We start from the raw sequence: 20396 nt of genomic DNA on the forward strand, positions 1-20396 counted from the left end.
GGCGAGTCGTATGAGGAAAACCATGATAATCCCCACCTACTGGTGCCGCAAAACAGGCAACCCTTGGCAGGAGGGCGACGCCGTCTATGACCATCCTACTCCGGTGGATCAGGAGGGAACGCTGGAGCGCACCTTAGTCAGCATGAAGCAGTTCCATGAAAAAGACTTCAAGCTGGTGATTCTGATTTGCCCCACCACCCCGGAGGTAGAGACGGCGGCCTATGAGCAGACGCTCCGTATCGTGGTCCGGGCGCAGCTGAATGCGGAGACATACCTGTTCACTGCGGGAGATTTGCGTGAGATAACTGAAATCTTGAGAAAAGCCGGACTGAACGATCGAGGAGTCCAGCTCCTGTCCATGTTCGGATACTCAAACGTGCGCAATATATGCCTATTGGTCGCCGCTACCCTGACGGCGGACGCTGCTTTGCTCATCGACGATGACGAGGTCTTCGAGCTGCCGGACTTTGTGCCGCGCTCACTGGAATTTCTGGGCAGAAGAGTTTACGGAGACATCGTGCATGGCGTTGCCGGCTACTACCTAAACAGCAAGGGCCAATACTACGATGATGTGAGTCCGGAGCCGTGGATGACCTATTGGGACCGCTTCGGCTGCAAGGCGCGAGCCTTTGACCAGATCATCGGCAGCGGGCCGCGGCTTAAGCGCACAACTTTTGCCTTCGGCGGCGCCATGATCCTGCACAGAGAGCTTTTCGAGTGTGTCCCTTTTGATCCCCTTGTAACCCGGGGTGAGGATGTGGATTATCTTATAAACAGTCGGATCTTCGGCTTCAGCTTCTTTCTGGATAATACCTTGTCCATCAAGCATCTGCCGCAGCCTAAGTCCCACCCCCAATGGAAGCGTCTGCGGGAGGATATTTACCGTTTTGTATATCAGCGCGCCAAAATGCAGTCTCAGCACAAAACAGGGAATCTTGTCCATGTCAGTCCGGAGGACTTTGACCCCTATCCCGGGGAATTTCTCAAGCCGGATCTGGACGAGAAGATCTATCGAAGCAGCATGATGCTCTCATCGCAGTACCTTGCAAATAACGATCCTGATGCCGCTATGGAAGCCATGCGGAACATCTATATTGCCAAGCACAATGCCCCGCCCGCCCTTGATGCCTTCCGTGCCTATCTGGACACCCAAACACAATGGGAGAGGCTCATCCGCTTTGTACGGCAGGAGCGATACGCCGTCCGCGCCGTGCTGGAGAGGCACAATATTTCCGCACCGGAGATTCATCTCGACAAGGAGCACCGCCGAAGACTCACCCGGGAGGAGCTTCTGGCTGTATTGGCGAAGCTTCCGATATTTTCTGTTTTTACTGAGCAAGAGCATGCGGTTTTCTTTGATTACTGCCATGTAAAAACCTACTATGAGCATGAAACCGTATTCACCAGCGGCGACTACAATGAGGAGGTCTGTCTTGTTCTCAAGGGCAAGCTGCGGCTTGTTGCCAACCGGGAAGCAAATAGCTGCTCCGCGCCGCTGGAGATTGCGTATCTCACGCCGGGCAGCTTCCTGGGAGAAAATTGCCTTTCCCACAGTGTGTTCCGCCTCAGCGGGACGGCAGCGGAGTTCACTGAGCTGTTGTGCATCTCCAGAGGGCGGCTGAAGGCTCTGCTGGAGGAGCATCCCGCCATCGGCGTCAAGCTGCTCCAGTGCTTCCTCGCCAGCCTGTCCGAGAAGATCATGCGCTCCAACGAGCTGCGGAAGGAAGCGGCAGCGTATGACCATAATGCGGTCAACGGGATTTTGGAGGAATGAGCACGGGCGCTTCTGCCAGCAAATGAAACGCCGGAGCGTTGGGCGCGCCGCACTTGATCGGTGCAGTGGGTGCAGGAAAGCTCATTACTATAATACAATAAAGAGCTAAAACAAGGATATCTGGACATTGATGTGTATGATGCGGCACAGCAGCGTTTCCGCTTTCTGTTCCGTGAATTTGAAAGAAATCAGGATCGCTGATAAAGCTCAAGGAGGGGAGGCAAAAGCATGCAATCCAATTGGAGTTCTAAACGGGATTGGCTTCTGTTCCGAAACAAGATTGCTGGATGGCAGGAGGCTTATTTATGACCTATCTGCTCTATATGAAACGCTCATTCACGCGCAGCCCCCGCCGTCATGCGGTGCTGTTTGCGGTGCTGACCTGCGCGTTTCTGCTGCCGCTGCTGATCTCCATTTATCGGGACAGCAATGCATGGGGCACGCGGCAATATCTCCTTGCCCGTTCCGCGGGTGAAACCTATCACATTGGGAACGCAACGGAAGCGGATGTGCCATATTTTGAGGGTATCCGCGGACTGTCTGCGCCCATTTATCGTGACGGTACCATCTATCTGCATATTCTGTCGGACGAGGAATGGAGAAATTCGGAGAGCGTGACCGTTTTTGAGAACGAGATCCGCAAGCGCATGGAAGCATCTGGAAACGAAGCCCTGCTCCCGACTGCGTTCAGCTATGAATACGCCCACGGGATCTCCACCGATCCGTCCCACCTTTCGGGGCAGCGAAGCCTTCTGCTCGTCAATATGCTGGTCATTCTGCTCTCGGTATCGGTGGTGCGTTCCGCTTACCGAAGTCACCTGAAGCGCTTTACCTCTGACATTGGGACGCTCCGCACCTGCGGAGCCAGCCGCCGTCAGATCAGCGCTCTGCTTGCCGCGGAGCTTGCGGCGGTGTTCCTGCTTGCGGCAGCCTGCGCCGTGGTTCTTTCCGTCGTATCGCTGAAAGCGCTGTTCACGGCGTTTCTTGAGATCCGTCACGATAGCCTCGCGTGGCTGATCTTTCATGTGGAGCCGATGAATATTTTGCTCCATCTGGCGGTTTTCTTCGTTACACTGGGACTGTCGCTGGGTATGACCCTGCACCGATACAGCCGCGAGCCTGCGCGGGTGCTGCTGAACGATACGGGAAAAATGCCGAAGGTCAAGCGCGGACGAAAGCCCCTCCGGCGGCGTTTCACCCCGGCGGCAACCCTCTGCGGCCTGTGGCGAAGCCGCACGAACCGCAGCCTCCGTTCCTGCCTTGCTGTTTCCGTTCCCGTCATGGCGGTTTTTCTGCTTCTGTTCAACATCCTCACTGTTGCCTTGCAGGTCACGGGCGCGGAGGAGGAATGGGGGTTAAAGGTTTCCCGTTCCTCCCATGACGGAGAAGGCTTTTCGACTGAGGACATAGCGTATGTTTCCTCTCTGGTGGGTGTGAAGCAGATGCGCCCCGTATATGAGCCGGACGGTTATATCCTGCTGCCGGAGTCCCCGGAGGAGGTGGAGACGCCGCTGCGCATTCGACCGTACAGCGATCTTGGCGCGGCGTATCAGACGCTTTCCAAGTATGAGATCGCCGTCAGCCGCAAAGCGGAACGCGGCGTCGGGGATGTACTGCGGCTTTGCCGGTCGGAAGCGTATTACGATGTAAACGGGGGTATCAAGCAGCCCGCACCGGAGGATATGACCGCGCTGACGGTGGCCGCGCTGACGGACACGAAGCCGTCCGGATGGGCGCTGGATATCTATGTGAGCGATGAGCTGTATGTGGACATCATCGCCTCAGAGCCGGCAACCGGCATCGAGATCGCCCTGACCGACCCTACCATGAACGCACAGGTGGAGACCGCCCTGCGGGCGCACTTTGCAGGCGCGGAGTATGCTGTCACCAACCGTCAGTCGGGGTCGGATTTCCTGCGGGAGATGTCCTCCGGCGTGTATCTGCTGTTGGGATACATCTTTGCAGCGCTGTTTCTGCTCATCCTGCTGATCCTCTATGTCCGGCTCTGCGACTACATCGAGGGCAGCCGACCGCTGATCCGCTCCCTTCACAGGCTGGGCGCGTCAAAGCGGACGCTGTACCGCTCCTATATCCGGCAGGACGGGATCTCCGCCGCCGCTGCTGTCACCGCGCCGTTTCTGATCAGCCTTCCGCTGACGGCGCTGCTGTGCGCATGGCAGAAAGCCCCGCTGCACCTTGACGGCGGGATGCTCGCAGCATACGCGGCTCTGGCGGCGTTGCTGATGCTTACCTACTGGCATCCCGTACACCGCTCACTCAAGCGCGTACTTCGTCCGCTATGACCATGCAGAAAGGAGATTTTCCGATGAATGCAGTGACTGTAAAAAATCTGACCAAGGTGTTCCGGCAGGGCGATGAGGATATCTACGCCGTGGATCATGTCAGCTTCACCGTTGCGCTGGGTGAAATGGTCGCCATCGTGGGGCAGTCCGGCTCCGGCAAGACCACCCTTCTGAACCTGATCGGAGGTATTGAGCACCCCACCTCCGGCAGCGTGGAGGTAGGCGGTGTGGACATCTGCTCAGCCGATGACGAGACGCTTTCCGGAATACGCAGACGGAAGCTTGGCTATATCTTTCAGGACTTCAACCTGATTCCCATTCTGACGGCGGAGGAGAATATCATCATGCCGCTGCTGCTGGACGGCAAAAAGCCGGATAAGGCAAAGCTGCGGGAGTTGGCGGGCTTTTTGGGCATTGAGAACCGCCTGAAGCATCTGCCGAGTGAGCTGTCCGGTGGGCAGAGACAGCGCGTGGCCATCGCCCGCGCCCTGATCAACGACCCGGTGATTCTCCTTGCCGACGAGCCCACCGGTAATCTCGATAAGAAGGCGGCGGACGAGATCATGGAGCTGCTGCTCGCCGTCAACCGCCGCGGAAACACCGTGCTGCTGGTGACGCATGAGCAGCGGTACGCCGACCTGTGCGGAAGAAAGATCGAAATCAGCGATGGGAAGACTTGACCTTTCACCCCGATCAGAGCAGAGAAATCGGGCGAATAAATTTCTCAAATGAAACGGAAAGAGGTGCTTAGAATGAAAAAACAATGGATTGCTATATTCCTTTGCCTGTCGTTGTTAGCAACGGGGCTGCTGGGGCTGACCGGCTGCGCCGCAAAGGTGCAGGCGGATGACCTGATGAAGGGCATCACGCCGGAGAAGACTTCCGGAAGGGCGGCGGATGACGCCTTCAAAAACGGAGCGGCAAACTTCGCCGTCCGCCTGTTCCAGAACACGCGGGAGGAAGGAAAAAGCAGCCTGATCTCGCCGCTGTCGGTCATGCTGGCGCTTTCCATGACCGCAAACGGCGCCAAGGGCGAGACCCTTGCGCAGATGGAAGTTCTGCTGGGCGGGGGTATCCCGATCGATACGCTCAACAAATATCTCCATGCCTATGTCGGCGGCCTGCCCTCTGTGGAAAAGGCAAAGCTGACGCTGGCCAATTCCATCTGGTTCAAGGACAGCGGCTTTACGGTGGAAGAGGCTTTCCTGCAAAGAAACGCTGACTACTACGGTGCCGCGGCCTACAAGTCTGCCTTTGATGAAAAAACGCTGAGGGATATCAATAACTGGGTCAAGGAGAATACCGATGGTGTGATTGATAAGATCGTTGACCAGATGGATCCCTATGCCGCTATGTATCTTGTCAATACCGTGCTGTTCGATGCGGAGTGGCAGAATATCTACCGCAAGCATGAGGTGAGAGACGGAACCTTTACTGCTATCGACGGCGCAAAGAGAACCGTCTCCATGATGTACTCGAATGAGAGCCTTTATCTGGATGATGGGAAAGCGACCGGATTTCTCAAGCCCTATAAGAACGGCTACAGCTTCGCCGCGCTCCTCCCGAATGAGGGGGTTGCGCTGGATGATTACATCGCTTCCCTGACCGGTGAGGGCTTTCTCACCACAGTAAAAAATGCGAAGGAAGGTCCTGTGGAGGCAGCCATGCCGAAGTTCTCTTATGACTACGGCATCGAGATGAGCGATGCGCTGAAAGCCCTCGGCATGACCGTACCGTTTGACGCGGCGCTTGCGGATTTTTCCGGCCTCGGACACTCGTCCGACGGCAACATTTATATCAGCCGTGTGCTCCACAAGGCATATATCGCCGTGGATGAAAAGGGCACAAAGGCGGGCGCGGCAACCGCGATTGAGGCGCCTGCCGCAGGGGATTGGGAAGATAGGCGCCGTGTTATCCTCGACCGGCCGTTCGTCTATGCCATCATCGATAATGCCGCCGGGCTGCCCATATTCATCGGCGCAGTCACGGACATTCAGAAGTAGTTTAGACTCAAGCGGCAGTCTGTAAGCAAGGAGGCGATATATGTGAAAAAGAAAATAACTGCGGGAGTTCTATTAATCCTGCTGCTGGCAGGAGTTTGTATACAACCCGCCTATGCCAATTCCGCCCAGCGGCATTGGCGCGGCACAGACGGCACGGGCGCAGTCGTGACGGGAGAGGATTGCCCCATTGTGGTGGACAAAGAGCTTTTGACCTTCGATGTGCAGGAATTCCCGGAACAGTATTATCCGGATACGGACAGTTTCCTCGCCTATACCGGGAACGTCACGGCAGAATATATCTTCCGCAATCCCGCCGACTATGCGGTCACGGCCACGCTGGTTTTCCCGTTCGGTAATCTTCCACATTACGGAGAATACATCTATGACCGTGCAACGGGTCGGCCGGTCGATGTTTCCGATACCCTAAAATACGGCGTTACGCTGGATGGAAACTCAGTGGAGGCGACCGTTCGGCACACCTTGAAGGCACGGCACACAACTTTTTCCCTTGACGAGGATCTGCCGAAGCTGGCGGACAGCTATATCTCCGACAGCTTTTTCAATCCCGATCTGCCGGTCTGGGTGCAGAGGTATTCCGTCACGGGCATAGATAAGGAATACGGCGCGGCCACCGCCGCATTTGTCATAAATGCAGACAGCACAAAAACGCGGGTACTGTGCGAGGAGCAAACCGGCGGAGCGCGGCTGAAGGAGGGGGTGCAAGCTTCCTGCTGGGTACAAAACGGCGATACGATCACGGTGTATATCTTCGGCGAGTTGCCGAAGAAGGGTCTTGTATGGACGCTGTATGAAAATGGCGGCTGCGAAAAGGTTATCGAAGGCACAGTGTCGCCGGAGATTTCCGAGATGACCTTCAAGGACTATGCTCTGCGTGACTATGACGAAAACTCCGGCATTCTGGAGTCTGACTGGTACAATGCTCAGGTCGAGCTTCTGCGGCTCAGTTCCGAAACATGGGGAAACGGTCTGATCCAGATCGAAGAGGGAGATTTTTCACTGATGCGATGGTATGAGTACACCCTCACACTGGAGCCGGGGCAGACATTGAAAAACGCGGTGACAGCGCCGCTGTATCCCGCCATTGATGCGGGCTATACACCGAGCCTCTATTCGTATACCTATCTGCTTTCCCCGGCAAAAACCTGGGCGCAGTTCGGAGAATTGGAAGTTGTGGTAAAAACGCCCTATTACATGCCGGAAAGCGGCATTGACGGCTTTACAAAGACGGACGGTGGGTATGCGCTGACCCTGCCGGGTCTGCCGGAAAGCGAACTGACCTTTACGCTTTCCGAATCGGAGACCCCTCAGCCCCCGAAGTGGTCGAGCTTGTACATTATGCCGACAGAGTTTATCATTGTAATGGCGGCAGTGCTTGCCGCCGTTGGCGTAGCCGTGTTTCTGCTAAGCCGCAGGAAAAAGAGAACAAAAAGATAGAAAGGAAGGTGCACCATGATAAAACGAAAGGTTTCCGTGATATGGGTGGTCGTTCTTGCGCTGATTGCCATCGCCGCATGTGCGTTTGCGGCGGTGACATATTATCGCTGCGGGAAGCAGCCGGAGCCACAATTTCCGGAGAACGAGCTGCTTCGCATTCTTGACGCAGGAAGCGATGCCGAGGGAGTAGGCTTTGAGGTTATGCGCATTGGCGGCGGGAGCGAGAATCTCCGGCTCGACCTGCGCTGGAAAAACGATTCCGGCAAGACGATTGCCTACGGGCTGGCGTTTGAGCTGTATCAAATGAAAGACGGTGTATGGCAAAAGGTCACGCCCGCACGGCAAGTTTATTATCAAGCCATCCAGTACAGCCTTCCCAGCGGCAGGGACTATGAACTCTCCTATGACCTGACGGCTCCATATAACCTGATAGCCGAGGAACGATACCGTTTCCAGGCAGAGTTTCAGTATGAAAACGGAACAGAGTATTCCGAGCCGATGGCAAACTGGGTAGAGTTTGAAGTAAAAATGAATCTGCCGTATAAGGAGGCACAGCCCTCCGACCCAATCACCATACCGGAGCTTCAGGTGAATGCCATGTCTGGGGCAATGGGTGAAACAGATGAAATCACGGCTTCCCCCTGTGCCTACTACTGGCAGGCCCCGGAACCGAATGAGGATGGAACCATGAGCTCCATCATTGGATGCGGGCCCGAGATCGGCGAAGAGACTTCTCTGCCGGAGATCACGGCGGCCAGAGCAGGACTGATTTCCCACAGAAAGTCAAACGAGATCTGGTTATATTTCGAGGTGCAGCCGGATACAGTGCGGATACAATGCGTCCCCCAAAACGGCGGTGAGGTTGAGACAATCACAGAAATTCTTCCGTATGACGGAGGATATGCGTTCGATCTGAAAAGCGGCAGCTTTGTTTACCGTGTGATTGCAGAATGGGACGATGGCAACCGTGTGGAATATGGCTTCATCGGGAAGTGGTTGTAATTCCACGGCAATTAGAATAAAGGACTGACTATGATAAAGATACTATTGGTAGAAGACGATAAAATTATCGTTGCGAGCTTGAGCGAATATCTGAACAGCGAAGGTTATCTTGTGCGAAGTGTATCCGGGCAGGCAGAGGCCATGAAGCTGCTTGCGGAGGAAAAGGTGGATCTTGTGCTGTTGGATGTGTCTCTGGCGGAGGGTAATGGCTTCGCGGCGTGCAGAGCGATCAAGGCTGAGTTTGATGTCCCCGTCATTTTCCTGACCGCCTCCGGCGACGAGTTCAGCACCGTTACGGGCTTCGATCTGGGCGCCGACGATTACATTCCAAAGCCGTTTCGCCCACGAGAGCTTATCTCCCGCATCCGAAATGTGCTCCGACTCACCGGCAGCATGGGCAAAACGGTGAAGCTCGGTGATGTGGTGGTGGACACCGAAAAGGGCACGGCGGTGAAGAACAGCAGGGACCTGTTCCTCTCAGCACTGGAATACCGGCTTCTGCTGTTTTTCATCAACAATCGGGGAATCGTGCTTACCCGTGAGCGGCTTCTTGACGCCATCTGGGATGTTGCCGGCGAGTATGTCAATGACAATACGCTGACGGTGTACATCAAGCGGCTGCGGGAGAAGATTGAGGATGACCCCACCGACCCGAAGATCATTCTGACGGTTCGCGGGACAGGATATAAGGTGGACGCATGATCAAGCTGCTGAAAAACAAAGAGGTGCGAAAGGCACTGCTGTGGCAGCTGCTGCTCTCCGCAGCCGCCTGCGCCGTCTGCTTTTTCTTCGACATTCGCGCCGGGCTGACAGCCTCAGGGCTTTCTCTGCTCCTCATGCTGGTCTTCTGCATCAGCACTTATAAGAGGTATCAGAGGATTTCTTCCCTTGCGGATGATATCAATCAGGTTCTGCACGGCGACAGTTCGATCGATTTTGACAGCTATTCAGAGGGTGAGCTGAGCATCCTCCACAGTGAGATCTATAAGATGACCATACGCCTGCGTGAGCAGCAGCAAACGCTGACAAGGGAAAAGGCATATCTTGCCGATTCCATCGCGGACATCTCTCACCAGATCCGCACGCCCCTGACCTCTATCAATCTGCTGATTGGACTGCTGTCGGAGCCGAAGCTGACCGACGCGCGCAGGCAGCAGCTGATCCATGAGCTCTACGAGCTGCTCTCCCGCATCGACTGGCTGATCACCACACTTCTGAAGATCTCACGGCTGGACGCCGGCACGGTGCAGTTCAAGCAGGAGCAGGTCAGTCTGGAGGAGCTGCTCAAAAAGTCCTGTGTGACCCTGCTCATTCCCATGGAGCTGCGCGGGCAGGCGCTGCTCATCCATGCGGACGGCGCTTTCCGGGGAGATCTCTCGTGGACCTGCGAAGCCATCGGCAATATTGTGAAGAACTGCATGGAACACACCCCCGAGGGCGGCAGGATCGAAATTGACGCAGCCGAAAACGCCCTGTATTCCGAAATTATAATTAAGGACAACGGCACGGGCATTTCTCCGGAGGATCTGCCGCATATCTTTGAGCGCTTCTATAAGGGCAAGGATTCCGACGGCAAAAGCTTTGGGATCGGGCTTGCGCTGTCGCGCATGATCATAACCGGTCAGGGTGGAACCGTAAAGGCACAGAACCACAAGCCCGCAGGAGCCATGTTCACCATCCGATTTTATAAGGGAACCGTCTGAAGGTGCCTCCCGATATCCTAGCCACGGCATTGGACTAAACATGTAGTTCATGACACCAGCACTCTTAAATAGAGCTTTTTGTAGGGTTTTTCATGTATATGTGGAGGTACATATATGAGCAAAATCAGCAAATCCATTGTTATATCCGAGTTCTTATGGCTTCTATTTTTTGCCGTAGTCTTTTTAAAATTTGATTATACGCGGACAACATTAGCCGTAGTTAATGCAATAGTTTGGCTTTGCATCGTACTAGTTTTTTCAATAATTATACTACAATTTCTAACTAGACAAGCATTTACGAAGGTACGGGGCATACTACTAGTGCTGATTTTCTTAATCATAGATCAGGTTATAAAAGCGCTACTATATTTTGCTCCGTCCGAAATCTCCATTCCTGTTATTCCCAATATTCTATCGATCCTCGTAATTCTGAACAAGTACCAGACCTTAGTACTTCAAGCAGCAGATAAATTCGCATCGCCTTATATTGTTGCGTGTGCAAAACTATTGCTGCTTCCCTTCTTTTTGCTATTGCTCTATCTGCTCTCAAAGAGTAAAAATCGTTTTAATTTCAAGACGCCTATCGGCTATGCTGGTGTAACCCTAATTTCCTCGGCAATTTTATCGACGGTCCTAGACAGTTTAATTTATAAGGGAACACCAGACTATTTTTACTTAATTCCCTTGTATTCATCTGTGGATTTGAAGGATGTATTTGCCTTTTTAGGAGCAGGTTGCATTTTGTCAATCATATCAACAAACGAGAAAAATATGCAGAAGAAAACAACGAACATGGAGGCAAAATGATTTATCAGCAAGACTGGCTCATGCGTCAAATTGAAGCTATGATCCAAGCAATTTTGGCTGTTGCACTTGGGATATCAGCCAACGAACAGACTGCAACTCAAATTGAAGATTCTAGTTATGGAAAAATGCTTGAAAAAATGATTGACGATGGGGACATTTGTGCAGCAGAAGATTTGCTGTTCAATGACTTGGATCAGTCGGATTTATCATGGCTTCAGATAGCCCTTGATTTCTATTCAAAGCTAAATAACTGCTCTGATGATTATTTAGCAATGCATGATTTTTCTCGTGAAGAAATTGATCAAGGACTTCGATACATCTGCACGTTGTTTGGTTATGATTTTTTGGTAAGCAATTAGTCCATTATCGATTATTTCGTCAGCTATTCTTTTGTTTTCGAAAGGCACTTTTTCTCCACTTTCGATGATCATTTCGTTAAAAGAGTTTACAAAATATCCGCTGTCACTGTTTAACGATGGAATAGTTGTTTTGTTGACCTGGATCATTCCAATTGCTATTACCAGTTACTATCCTACACTATTGTTTTTGGGGGATTATTCAATTATAGGGTATTCTGCCAGCACTTCTGCATTTTTTTCGTGTCAGGGCTAATTCTGTTTCGTGAAGGACTTAAAAGGTTAGATGGAATGTCTTCTTAACAATTAGTGAAACTGAAAGGCTCTGGAAGTTGGCAAGCAAGGTCTTTTGGAGCCAAAAGACAGCAGGCGGAGACTCTGACGAGTCCCCGCCTTTTGCTTGATGGGGCGTTCCCCATACCCCCTGTAACACAGATTTCATGGGCCCTGCCTTTGAAAACATTGATTTTACTGACTTTCTTATGTTTTCTTATTAGGAGGCGAGGGACCGGCGGCTCCCTTTTTTACTAAGTGACGGATCCGTCACCTGAAAGTCACCGCCGTGTCACCTTGACAAAATAGAATGGGGGTGTAAAAAGCGAAAGGAGTATCCCGATATGGAGATTTTGAGAGTGGAAAACCTGACAAAGGTATATGGCAAGGGCGAGAACGAGGTGCGGGCACTGGACGGCGTTTCCTTTTCGGTGGAGAAGGGAGAGTTTGTCGCCGTGATCGGCCCCTCCGGCTCGGGCAAATCCACACTGCTTCACATCCTCGGCGGCGTAGACCGGCCTACAGGCGGCAAGGTATTTATGGACGGCAAGGATGTGTATGCGCAGAACGAGGAACAGCTTTCCATCTTCCGCCGCCGTCAGGTGGGACTGATCTATCAGTTTTACAATCTCATTCCGGTGCTCAATGTCACGGAAAACATCACGCTCCCCGTGCTTATGGACGGGCAGAAGGTCAATCAAAATCGACTGGCTGAGCTGATGGCCACCCTGAATCTTACCGGCCGGGAGAACCACCTGCCGAACCAACTCTCCGGCGGCCAGCAGCAGCGGGTGTCCATCGGCCGGGCTCTGATGAATGCGCCTGCGGTGGTGCTTGCCGATGAGCCCACCGGAAATCTTGACTCCAAAAGCAGCCGGGAGATCGTGGAGCTGCTGAAGGTTTCCAACGAAAAATACGGGCAGACCCTCCTTGTCATCACCCACGACGAGAGCATCGCACTGCAGGCGGATCGAATCCTTTCCATTGAGGACGGGAAAATCACCAGAGACGAGGTGATCCGCAGATGAATGTTTTCAACAAGGTAACCTTAGAGAGCCTGAAGAAAAACAGGACGAGAACCATCGTCACGATCATCGGCATTATGCTCTCGGCGGCGATGATCTGCGCGTCCACGACCCTTGTCTCCAGTATGCAGAATTTCGTGCTGCGTTGTGCGATCCACATCGACGGGGACTGGTACGGAGCGGTTTATGACGCCGCATATAAGGACTATGAGGACATCCGCGATTCCGACAGGGTTTCCTCCGCAGCCTACGCGCAGGTTCTGGGTTACGCGAAGATCGACAGCGCCAACGAGCGCAAGCCCTATCTGTATGTGCTTGGCGGCGATGTGGCCTCCGGCTATTTTAAGACAATGCCGGTGCATCTCATTTTAGGTACGCTGCCGAAGGACTCCACGGAAATTATTCTGCCGGAGCACCTGACATCAAACGGCAAGGTGAATTATAAGCTCGGCGACACCGTCACGCTTGACGTGGGGGACAGGACACTTGACGGCCGGAGGCTGGGACAGGACACGCCCGTATACACCTATGACAGCGAAACGCAGGTGGAGATTATGAGCGGCGAAAGGCTCGAAAACACCGAACCAAGAACCTACACGGTGGTCGGTATCTATGAAAGACCTACCTTTGAGGACTATTCCGCGCCCGGGTACACAGCGCTTACGGCAGCGGACACCAAATCCGCCGATCAGGCTCCGATTCATTGTTATTTCAAGCTGCACAAGCCCGCCGGGGTGTATGACTTCATGAAGGAAATGGGCTATACGCAAGAGTATCGCTATGCCTACAACACGAAGGTCCTGCTGTATTCCGGCACGGCTCCGTTCGATTCCTTCCTTACCGCGTTTTACAGTCTTGCCGCCATCATCATCGCGCTGATCGTGTTCGGCTCTGTATCGCTCATCTATAACGCATTCTCCATTTCTGTTTCGGAGCGGACAAGGCAATTCGGCCTGCTGTCCTCGGTGGGCGCCACCAGAAAGCAGCTTCGAAGAATGGTGCTGTTTGAGGCGCTGGCGGTCAGCATTGTCGGCATCCCACTGGGCATTCTGGTGGGTATCGGCGGTATCGGCATAACGCTCCTCCTGATCGGAGATAAATTTTTCTCCATTGTCCGTGTGGACATTCCCATGCGGCTCTGTGTTTCGTGGCAGGCTGTCATCATTGCTGCGGTCATTGCACTTGTCACGGTTCTGATCTCGGCATGGATTCCCTCAAAAAGGGCAACCAGAGTTTCCGCCGTGGAGGCGATCCGCCAGAGCATGGACATCAAGGTGAGCGGCAGACCCGTCCGAACCTCGAAGCTCGCCTACAAGCTGTTCGGACTTCCCGGCGTCCTTGCCGGCAAGCACTATAAGCGCAACCGGAAAAAATACAGAACCACCGTCGTCAGCCTCTTTATGAGCATCGTCCTCTTTGTTTCTGCGGCGGCCTTCACCGACTACATGATGGAATCCGCCGAGGGAGGGCTGGCCTCCGATCAATTCGACCTGATCTACGCGGCAGAGTCGGACGCTTCCTCCGCCATGACGCCCGATGAGCTTCTGGATCTGCTTTTCTCCGATCAGAATGTCACCGGAGGTACCTATACCAAGAAACAGTTTTTGCAGGGCGATATCTCCCGCGAATATGTCACGGCAATGTATGCCGGCCGTTTTGCCGACTTCGGCATGGAGCGTGAGGACGCAGCGCCGAAGGAGCTCAGCATCTCCGGTTATCTGTACTTCGTTGCGGACGCCGAGTTCAACAGGTTACTGGAAAAGTACAACCTGAAGGAAGCGGATTACTATGACCGGGAGAAGCCCCTGGGCCTTGCTCTGGATCGCAACATTGAGCTTGATCGCCGGCTTGAGAAGTATGTCACGCTGGACACGCTCAAGGGCGATGGGTGCGTAATCGAGGGGCTTTACTATGTAGAGATCGACGGATATTACAGAAAAGACAGCCGGATCGATGAGAATGGCAATAAGGTCGTTCTCTATCAAAACAGAGACAACGAGAGCGACATCATCGAGCTGCCCTATGAGGAATCCTTTGCAAAATACACGCTGCGGTCCGAAAAAACCATTGAGGAGGCTCCGTTCTTTGTCAGCCGCAGCACGCCGGTAGCCATCAATATGATCTATCCGTACAGCATGCTGGAGAGCGTGGTTCCCGAGGCGGCGCTGAATCAATTCCGTAATACAGAGTATTTCCTCACATCGAGCAATCACACCGCGAGCTTTGAAAATCTGGCGACCGTGCTGACGGAAAACGGTCTCAGCAGCCGGCAGCTTTTCGACTACGCCGCAAACGCCGAGACAAACCGGAATGTCATAACCATTATCCGGGTATTTGCCTACGGCTTTATCGTGCTGATCTCCCTGATTGCCGCGGCCAATGTGTTCAATACGATCTCCACGAATATCAGCCTGCGCCGCCGGGAGTTTGCCATGCTGAAATCGGTGGGCATGACGCAGAAGGGCTTTCGCAGGATGATGAATTACGAGTGCCTGCTGTACGGATCCAAGGCACTGCTTCTCGGCTTGCCGGTATCCTGCGGCATTACATATCTCATCTACCGTGCGGTCACAACGGCCTATGAAACCTCCTTCCATCTGCCGTGGGCAGCCATCGGCATCGCCGTACTGAGTGTGTTTCTGGTCGTATTCGCCACCATGATGTATTCAATGAGCAAGGTAAAAAAGGACAATCCCATCGACGCCTTGAAAAATGAGAATCTGTAAGGAGGATGCGAAAATGTACAATAATGAAGCAACCGCACATGGAAAACTCAACCTGAAATCCCTGCTGATCTGCTGGCTGATCATTCTCGGCGGATACCTTTTGATCCGTATGGTCTTTCTTGTATTCGGGCTGCAGCTGCACCTGACCGCTCAGGGCATCTGCCTTGCGCTGCTGCCATACTGCTTTGGGGCGCTGTATCTGTGGAAGTGTTGCAAGAATCGGGAACCGCTGTTTTACGCGCTTGGTATTCTGCTCCCGGCTATTGTCGAGAAGTTGACGCTGTATTTCCTCGGAGCGTATCTATGCGGGGTCAATCCGTTCCGTGTCACGGCGGTCATGGAGGCAATTGGAACGATCGAGCCGTATGCGGTACTCTTTACACGGATGCCCATGCGGTACGCAGTCAACCTGCTGTTCTTTAACTGGGCATACATTCTTTGCGGCATCGCCTTCTCTGCACTCTGCTTTTTGGGCTTGTCCCTCCTGCAAAAGCGGGCGGAGAATGAACCATAAGCAAGATATAGGGGCGGCAAAATGTTATCAGGACAATATGCGACCTCTTGCTGTCACAGTGTTTGCGAGTAAGTTAAGAAGGAGTTGTTGTTCATGGGCGAGTTAAATATCAAAAACTTGAAGTTCTCTTTTGATAAAAGCAAGAGCTTGATAGCCTGTCCTTCTTTTTGTTTTGAACCGGGAAATATCTATGCTTTAGTTGGACCTAACGGCAGCGGCAAGACCACCTTCCTGAAAATTCTCCTGGGGCTGTTAAAGCCGACAGAGGGTGAGGTTTATGGAGCAGAGCGCGAAACGATTGGCTTTGTGCCGGATTATAACGGACTGTACGATTCGCTGTCTGTTCTTGAAAACATCAAGTTTCGCTTGAGCCTGTATAAAATGAACTACAAAAACGAAAAAGAGAAGATTCAGCAAATGTTGACCAGCTACAATCTTGATGGTGAAACAAATAAATTGGTTAAGGATCTATCCTTGGGCATGAAGAAAAAGGTGGCACTGATTTGCGCATTAGCAGTCCAGCCTTCTGTACTGATTCTTGACGAGCCTACCGGCGGTTTGGACTCAGACGCACAGGCGGAGTTGGCCGAAATGCTGACGCAGTTTATTTCCCCTTCGACGATGGTGATTTGCTCTACGCATGACCAGACTTTTTTAGATTCCTTGCCTGCCTGCCGCGTTATTTCGTTTCCGCTGGAGGTGTAACCATGCAGGTATTTATAAGGACGCAATTATTGGGCATAAGGAAATCAAAGCGGCTCATGGGAACTCTTTTATTTGCGCCTCTTTTACTGCTGTTCTGTTCTTACAATGCCTCCAACTCATGGATCCCGGCTGAATATTTAATGGCGTTGTTTGCTGGGCTTATTTCCATGCTGAGCGGCGAAATTCTCCATTGGCTGACAGTCGATGAGATAAAAGACGGAATTTTTGATATCATTTTAATCAGCCCTGTCTCGCGATTGCGCATCCTGTTCGGTAAATTATTCGTTCCTGTTGTGAGTGGTGTGCTGTTTTCCTTTGGCTCCTTAATGGCAAATAATTTTTTGGCTCAATTCTACCGCTACACGCTGTGGAAATTCTCGATTGGGACAAGTGCCCTCCTGATTTTTGGAGCGCTATTTGCCGCACTGCTGGAGTTTGTAGTCCTTTTAATCATGAGGAAGAACAACATTAACATACATTTTCTGCTATTGGCCGGTGGGTTGATGGCTATGTTAGGCGCGTTTTATTTGTGGTCAAACGGACTTTTTCTGAGTTTTATTCTGGCTCTGCTCCTATGCCCTGCTTTCTTGGCCGGATTTTCTCTGATCCTGTTAGAGAAGCGCCATCAATTTAGCCTCAAGAAAAGCAATTACGCACTTACCCGACTGTTTGGTGAAAACAGGATTTCTATCTACGGCGCATTTTTCAGGAAGAATCTTTCCGAAACGAGGCTCCACAGCCATGCCATATTGCAGACGATTATCGCGCTCGTTGCTCCCATATTAGCGGGTTTTGCTGCCCACTATCAGAAATACTTCCCGGCTGAGTTGGTTGTATCTGTAGCTTTATCAGCGATACCAGCTGTTGTCAACATATATTTGGTATACTATTCATCGCTTCGAGAAAACAGGAGCAAATTAGATGAGGTCTTTCAGGCAATGAAAATATCGGCATTTTATAGAGTGTGTGAAAAGAGCATCAGCGCAGGGATTGTCTCTACCATACTGTGCCTGATTGCCTTTCCTGTAATCAATACTACTTGCAGGCTTAGCTGCGGCTTGATGATCGCCACTATTTGTAATAACTTCATTTCCGCCTTCATCTGTGGCGCATGTTTCTCTAAAGTTCAATCTTTCAAAGGCGAGAACGGATACAAGGTGCTTATTTCCGTAATCAGCATTGCTCTGCAGCCCCTGAATATATTGCTTTAAGCATGAGATGGCCGCCCGACAGCGAAAACTGCCGAGCGGCCATCTTGCAATATGGAGGGATATCCAGTCAACTCTAATTTTTTAAACTAACACTCCTGTTGGTTGTTGAATGGGATGTACAATTCCGGGCTTGCTTAGAGAAGGCATAATATGCTATACTGTGCTACATAAGAGAGGTGGAGCAAATGACCTTTGCAGATGCGATTCTGAAACTGCGCAGTGAACGGAGGCTGTCCCAAACTCAGCTTGCCAAAGAATTGGGTGTCAGCTATACCTCCGTAAACCGATGGGAAAACGGAAGGTCACTTCCGACAAAAATGATGCTTCTCGTGATCTGCAGATACTGTGAAGAGCATCATTTGGAATTCTCTTGTGAAGAGGTTGACCGCCTGTCGTAAAAGAAATGATGCTCAAATACAGGCATAATGCTGATGCGGAATGTCGAGTACGGTGAAAAGCCGAATATGTATCTGAATTGTCACAATACTACCAGCCAAATATCATAATGAAAGGTCTGTTAAAACCAATGAACCAAAAAGAACTCAACGAGCTGCGGCGCCGCTGGAAGCCGGATAAAAATGCCATCAACCGTATTTACGGCTGTTTTGTCAATAGCAATAAGGAGATTATAACCGATTTGGACGAGTCGCTTGGCATGATGACACAGGAGGAAGCCGAAAAATACCTCAGCCTGCTGAAAAAGGCACTGTCAGGAATACTCGGGAAAAACCTGATCGATATTGTGTTTTCCACCCAGCAGGTCATGACGGGGGAAGAACACAGAATGTTGATGGAACTGCGCACATCCGGTGCGAAGGATGCGCGGGTGCGGCAGGCATTTTATCAGAAAGTCATTCAATCATTGGACATGGGCGAGAGCAATTATCTGTTGCTGCTGGCAAGCGACAGCTATGATGTACCCCGTCGAAATCGCGACGCCATGCGAGCCGAGGAATCGGATGAGGTCTTTTCCTATATTCTGTGTGCGGTCTGCCCGGTTAAAACGAGAAAAATGGAATTGGGCTACTTCTCCGGAGACAATGAGTTTCATTGTGCCGCCAGTCAAACTGTCATCGCGCCGGAGCTGGGCTTCCTGTTCCCGGCCTTTGATAACCGCAGCGCCAACATCTACAATGCACTGTTTTATTCCCGCAAAGAGGGAGAACTGCATCAGGAGTTTATCGATGCAGTATTCCATACCGATTTGCCCATGTCGGCTGCAGAACAGCGGGAGGCCTTTGAGGCCTCTCTTTCCGAGTCGTTGGGCAGCGCCTGCAGCCTTGAGATCGTGCAGGCAATCCACGGCCAGCTTGCCGCAATGATTGAAGAGCATCGGGAGACAAAGGATCCGGAGCCGCTGACTGTCAGCCCCTGTGAAGTGAGCAAGATTATTTTGGATTGCGGTGCTTCGGAGGAACAGGCGGAAGCTTTTCAAGCTGCCTGTGGGGAACGGTTCGGCGTAGGCGCCGTTCTCAATCCGGCCAACCTGATTGATGCAAAGAGAGTGGAGCTGAAAACAGAGAAGTTATCACTCTCCATTGACCCTGAATACAGCCATCTTGTGGAAGCGAAGGTCATCGACGGTCAAAAGGTGTTAATCGTTCCGGTAGAAGATCATTTGGAATTCAACGGGGTTGCCGTCAATGTCAATAAGGACAAAGAATAACCGACAATGCGCGCTGCGAAGCTTCGCGGTATGCCGAAGGGGGTATTTTTACGGCTCGGCGATATAGATTGGCAAGAAAACAGAAAAGGATTACGCTAACGGCGGCGGCCAAAATGCTTGGCGTTTCGCAGCCGACATTGAGCGCGTGGGAGGGCGAGAGGAAGAACCCTTCTGTGGAATCCCTGATTCAGATGTCCGAGCTTTACGGCGTGAGCGTGGACTTTCTTCTGGGCCTTCCGGAAGCTCGATATCATCGGGCAGATATGCTTCAGCCGATTCCGCCGGAAGCTCTGCCGGCTTTTCATGATACGCCCGTCTTCTCAAGCCGATATGGCTGGGCAATGGTGAATGCGATAGAAGGAGAGCTTCTTTTCGCAAGCGGGATGCGTCTGTCGCTGGCAGATGCGACCGAAGTGTATGTTCTGCCTCCGGCCTTTGCAACACCCGGCGCGGCAGTATCCATGCCGTTGAAAAGGGACGAACTTACCGGGTACGACTGCGTATGGGTAGAGCCAATCTCCATGGACGCCGCCCTGCGGGATGAGCTTCGCGGCTGGTATCATATTAAAAGACGCTTTGTGGAAAACGAGGTGGGGCAGCGCTTCTACTTTGATTTTTACGGTGCAAAATGGCTTGCCTTTGCAAACGGACCGGGAAATATATGAATGAGGTCCATCTTGATGCGCGAAGTGAAATCAGAATAAGAACGTCCGCCCGTTTCTGCCCTTGAGGCGTGGAGCGGGCTTTCGTTCATTTTCCGGGCTGGTCTCGTTGCACTTTTGTGACACTTTCCATGCACTTTTGCGGGGGAAGTATTTGGCGCTCTCCTGTATACTACAATCAAGGTTGAAGCCCAACCAAAACGATTAAAAA

The 20396-nt window shown here is 52.2% G+C and carries 19 protein-coding genes; all 19 read left to right on the forward strand.

Annotated elements, in window-relative coordinates; all coding sequences use genetic code 11:
- Positions 1–10 precede the first annotated feature (10 nt).
- The 19 genes from ABC831_RS10275 (at position 11) to ABC831_RS10360 (ending at position 20188) form a co-directional block, all read left to right on the forward strand.
- Complete coding sequence (locus tag ABC831_RS10275) at positions 11–1774, forward strand: cyclic nucleotide-binding domain-containing protein (protein WP_343248038.1); 1764 nt, start codon at positions 11–13, stop codon at positions 1772–1774.
- Positions 1775–2031: 257 nt separating this feature from the next.
- Entirely contained in the window at positions 2032–4077 is a 2046-nt protein-coding gene (locus ABC831_RS10280) for an FtsX-like permease family protein (RefSeq protein WP_343248039.1), read from the forward strand.
- Positions 4078–4100: 23 nt separating this feature from the next.
- Positions 4101–4757 (forward strand): ABC transporter ATP-binding protein, encoded by a 657-nt coding sequence (locus ABC831_RS10285; protein WP_343248040.1) that lies wholly within the window; start codon positions 4101–4103, stop codon positions 4755–4757.
- Between the two features lie 72 nt (positions 4758–4829).
- Positions 4830–6080, forward strand: coding sequence for a serpin family protein (locus tag ABC831_RS10290; protein WP_343248041.1), 1251 nt, complete (start codon positions 4830–4832; stop codon positions 6078–6080).
- 42 nt (positions 6081–6122) lie between these two features.
- Positions 6123–7535, forward strand: a complete 1413-nt coding sequence (locus ABC831_RS10295; RefSeq protein WP_343248042.1) for a hypothetical protein — start codon at positions 6123–6125, stop codon at positions 7533–7535.
- Between the two features lie 15 nt (positions 7536–7550).
- Positions 7551–8537 carry an immunoglobulin-like domain-containing protein gene (locus tag ABC831_RS10300; RefSeq protein ID WP_343248043.1) on the forward strand — a complete coding sequence of 329 codons (987 nt, stop codon included), beginning with the start codon at positions 7551–7553 and terminating at the stop codon, positions 8535–8537.
- Positions 8538–8567: 30 nt separating this feature from the next.
- Complete coding sequence (locus tag ABC831_RS10305; RefSeq protein ID WP_343248044.1) at positions 8568–9239, forward strand: response regulator transcription factor; 672 nt, start codon at positions 8568–8570, stop codon at positions 9237–9239.
- The gene (locus tag ABC831_RS10310; RefSeq protein WP_343248045.1) at positions 9236–10240 is read left to right on the forward strand and encodes a sensor histidine kinase; all 1005 of its coding nucleotides are present in this window, start codon (positions 9236–9238) and stop codon (positions 10238–10240) included. The genes ABC831_RS10305 and ABC831_RS10310 overlap by 4 nt, the downstream gene beginning before the upstream one ends.
- Before the next feature lie 114 nt (positions 10241–10354).
- Positions 10355–11047, forward strand: a complete 693-nt coding sequence (locus ABC831_RS10315) for a signal peptidase II (protein WP_209284978.1) — start codon at positions 10355–10357, stop codon at positions 11045–11047.
- Positions 11044–11406, forward strand: a complete 363-nt coding sequence (locus ABC831_RS10320) for a DUF6483 family protein (protein ID WP_343248046.1) — start codon at positions 11044–11046, stop codon at positions 11404–11406. The genes ABC831_RS10315 and ABC831_RS10320 overlap by 4 nt, the downstream gene beginning before the upstream one ends.
- Positions 11407–11419: 13 nt before the next feature.
- On the forward strand, positions 11420–11659 hold the full coding sequence (locus ABC831_RS26510; RefSeq protein ID WP_425524581.1) for an ABC-2 family transporter protein: 240 nt from the start codon (positions 11420–11422) through the stop codon (positions 11657–11659).
- Positions 11660–12020: 361 nt separating this feature from the next.
- Complete coding sequence (locus tag ABC831_RS10325; protein ID WP_343248047.1) at positions 12021–12704, forward strand: ABC transporter ATP-binding protein; 684 nt, start codon at positions 12021–12023, stop codon at positions 12702–12704.
- A complete protein-coding gene (locus ABC831_RS10330) occupies positions 12701–15427 on the forward strand; it encodes an ABC transporter permease (protein ID WP_343248048.1) in 2727 nt (908 codons plus the stop codon). The genes ABC831_RS10325 and ABC831_RS10330 overlap by 4 nt, the downstream gene beginning before the upstream one ends.
- 13 nt (positions 15428–15440) lie before the next feature.
- Positions 15441–15941 (forward strand): hypothetical protein, encoded by a 501-nt coding sequence (locus ABC831_RS10335; protein ID WP_343248049.1) that lies wholly within the window; start codon positions 15441–15443, stop codon positions 15939–15941.
- Between the two features lie 93 nt (positions 15942–16034).
- On the forward strand, positions 16035–16646 hold the full coding sequence (locus tag ABC831_RS10340) for an ABC transporter ATP-binding protein (protein WP_343248050.1): 612 nt from the start codon (positions 16035–16037) through the stop codon (positions 16644–16646).
- A 2-nt stretch (positions 16647–16648) separates the two neighbouring features.
- Positions 16649–17857, forward strand: coding sequence for a hypothetical protein (locus ABC831_RS10345; RefSeq protein ID WP_343248051.1), 1209 nt, complete (start codon positions 16649–16651; stop codon positions 17855–17857).
- A 185-nt stretch (positions 17858–18042) separates the two neighbouring features.
- Positions 18043–18255: a helix-turn-helix transcriptional regulator gene (locus ABC831_RS10350; RefSeq protein ID WP_343248052.1), complete on the forward strand. Its 213-nt coding sequence runs from the start codon at positions 18043–18045 to the stop codon at positions 18253–18255.
- A 128-nt stretch (positions 18256–18383) separates the two neighbouring features.
- The gene (locus ABC831_RS10355; protein WP_343248053.1) at positions 18384–19523 is read left to right on the forward strand and encodes a DUF4317 domain-containing protein; all 1140 of its coding nucleotides are present in this window, start codon (positions 18384–18386) and stop codon (positions 19521–19523) included.
- 68 nt (positions 19524–19591) lie between these two features.
- Complete coding sequence (locus ABC831_RS10360) at positions 19592–20188, forward strand: helix-turn-helix domain-containing protein (RefSeq protein ID WP_343248054.1); 597 nt, start codon at positions 19592–19594, stop codon at positions 20186–20188.
- The last annotated feature ends 208 nt before the right edge of the window (positions 20189–20396 follow it).

The sequence above is a fragment of the Diplocloster hominis genome, assembly GCF_032380655.1.
Taxonomy (GTDB): domain Bacteria; phylum Bacillota; class Clostridia; order Lachnospirales; family Lachnospiraceae; genus Diplocloster; species Diplocloster hominis.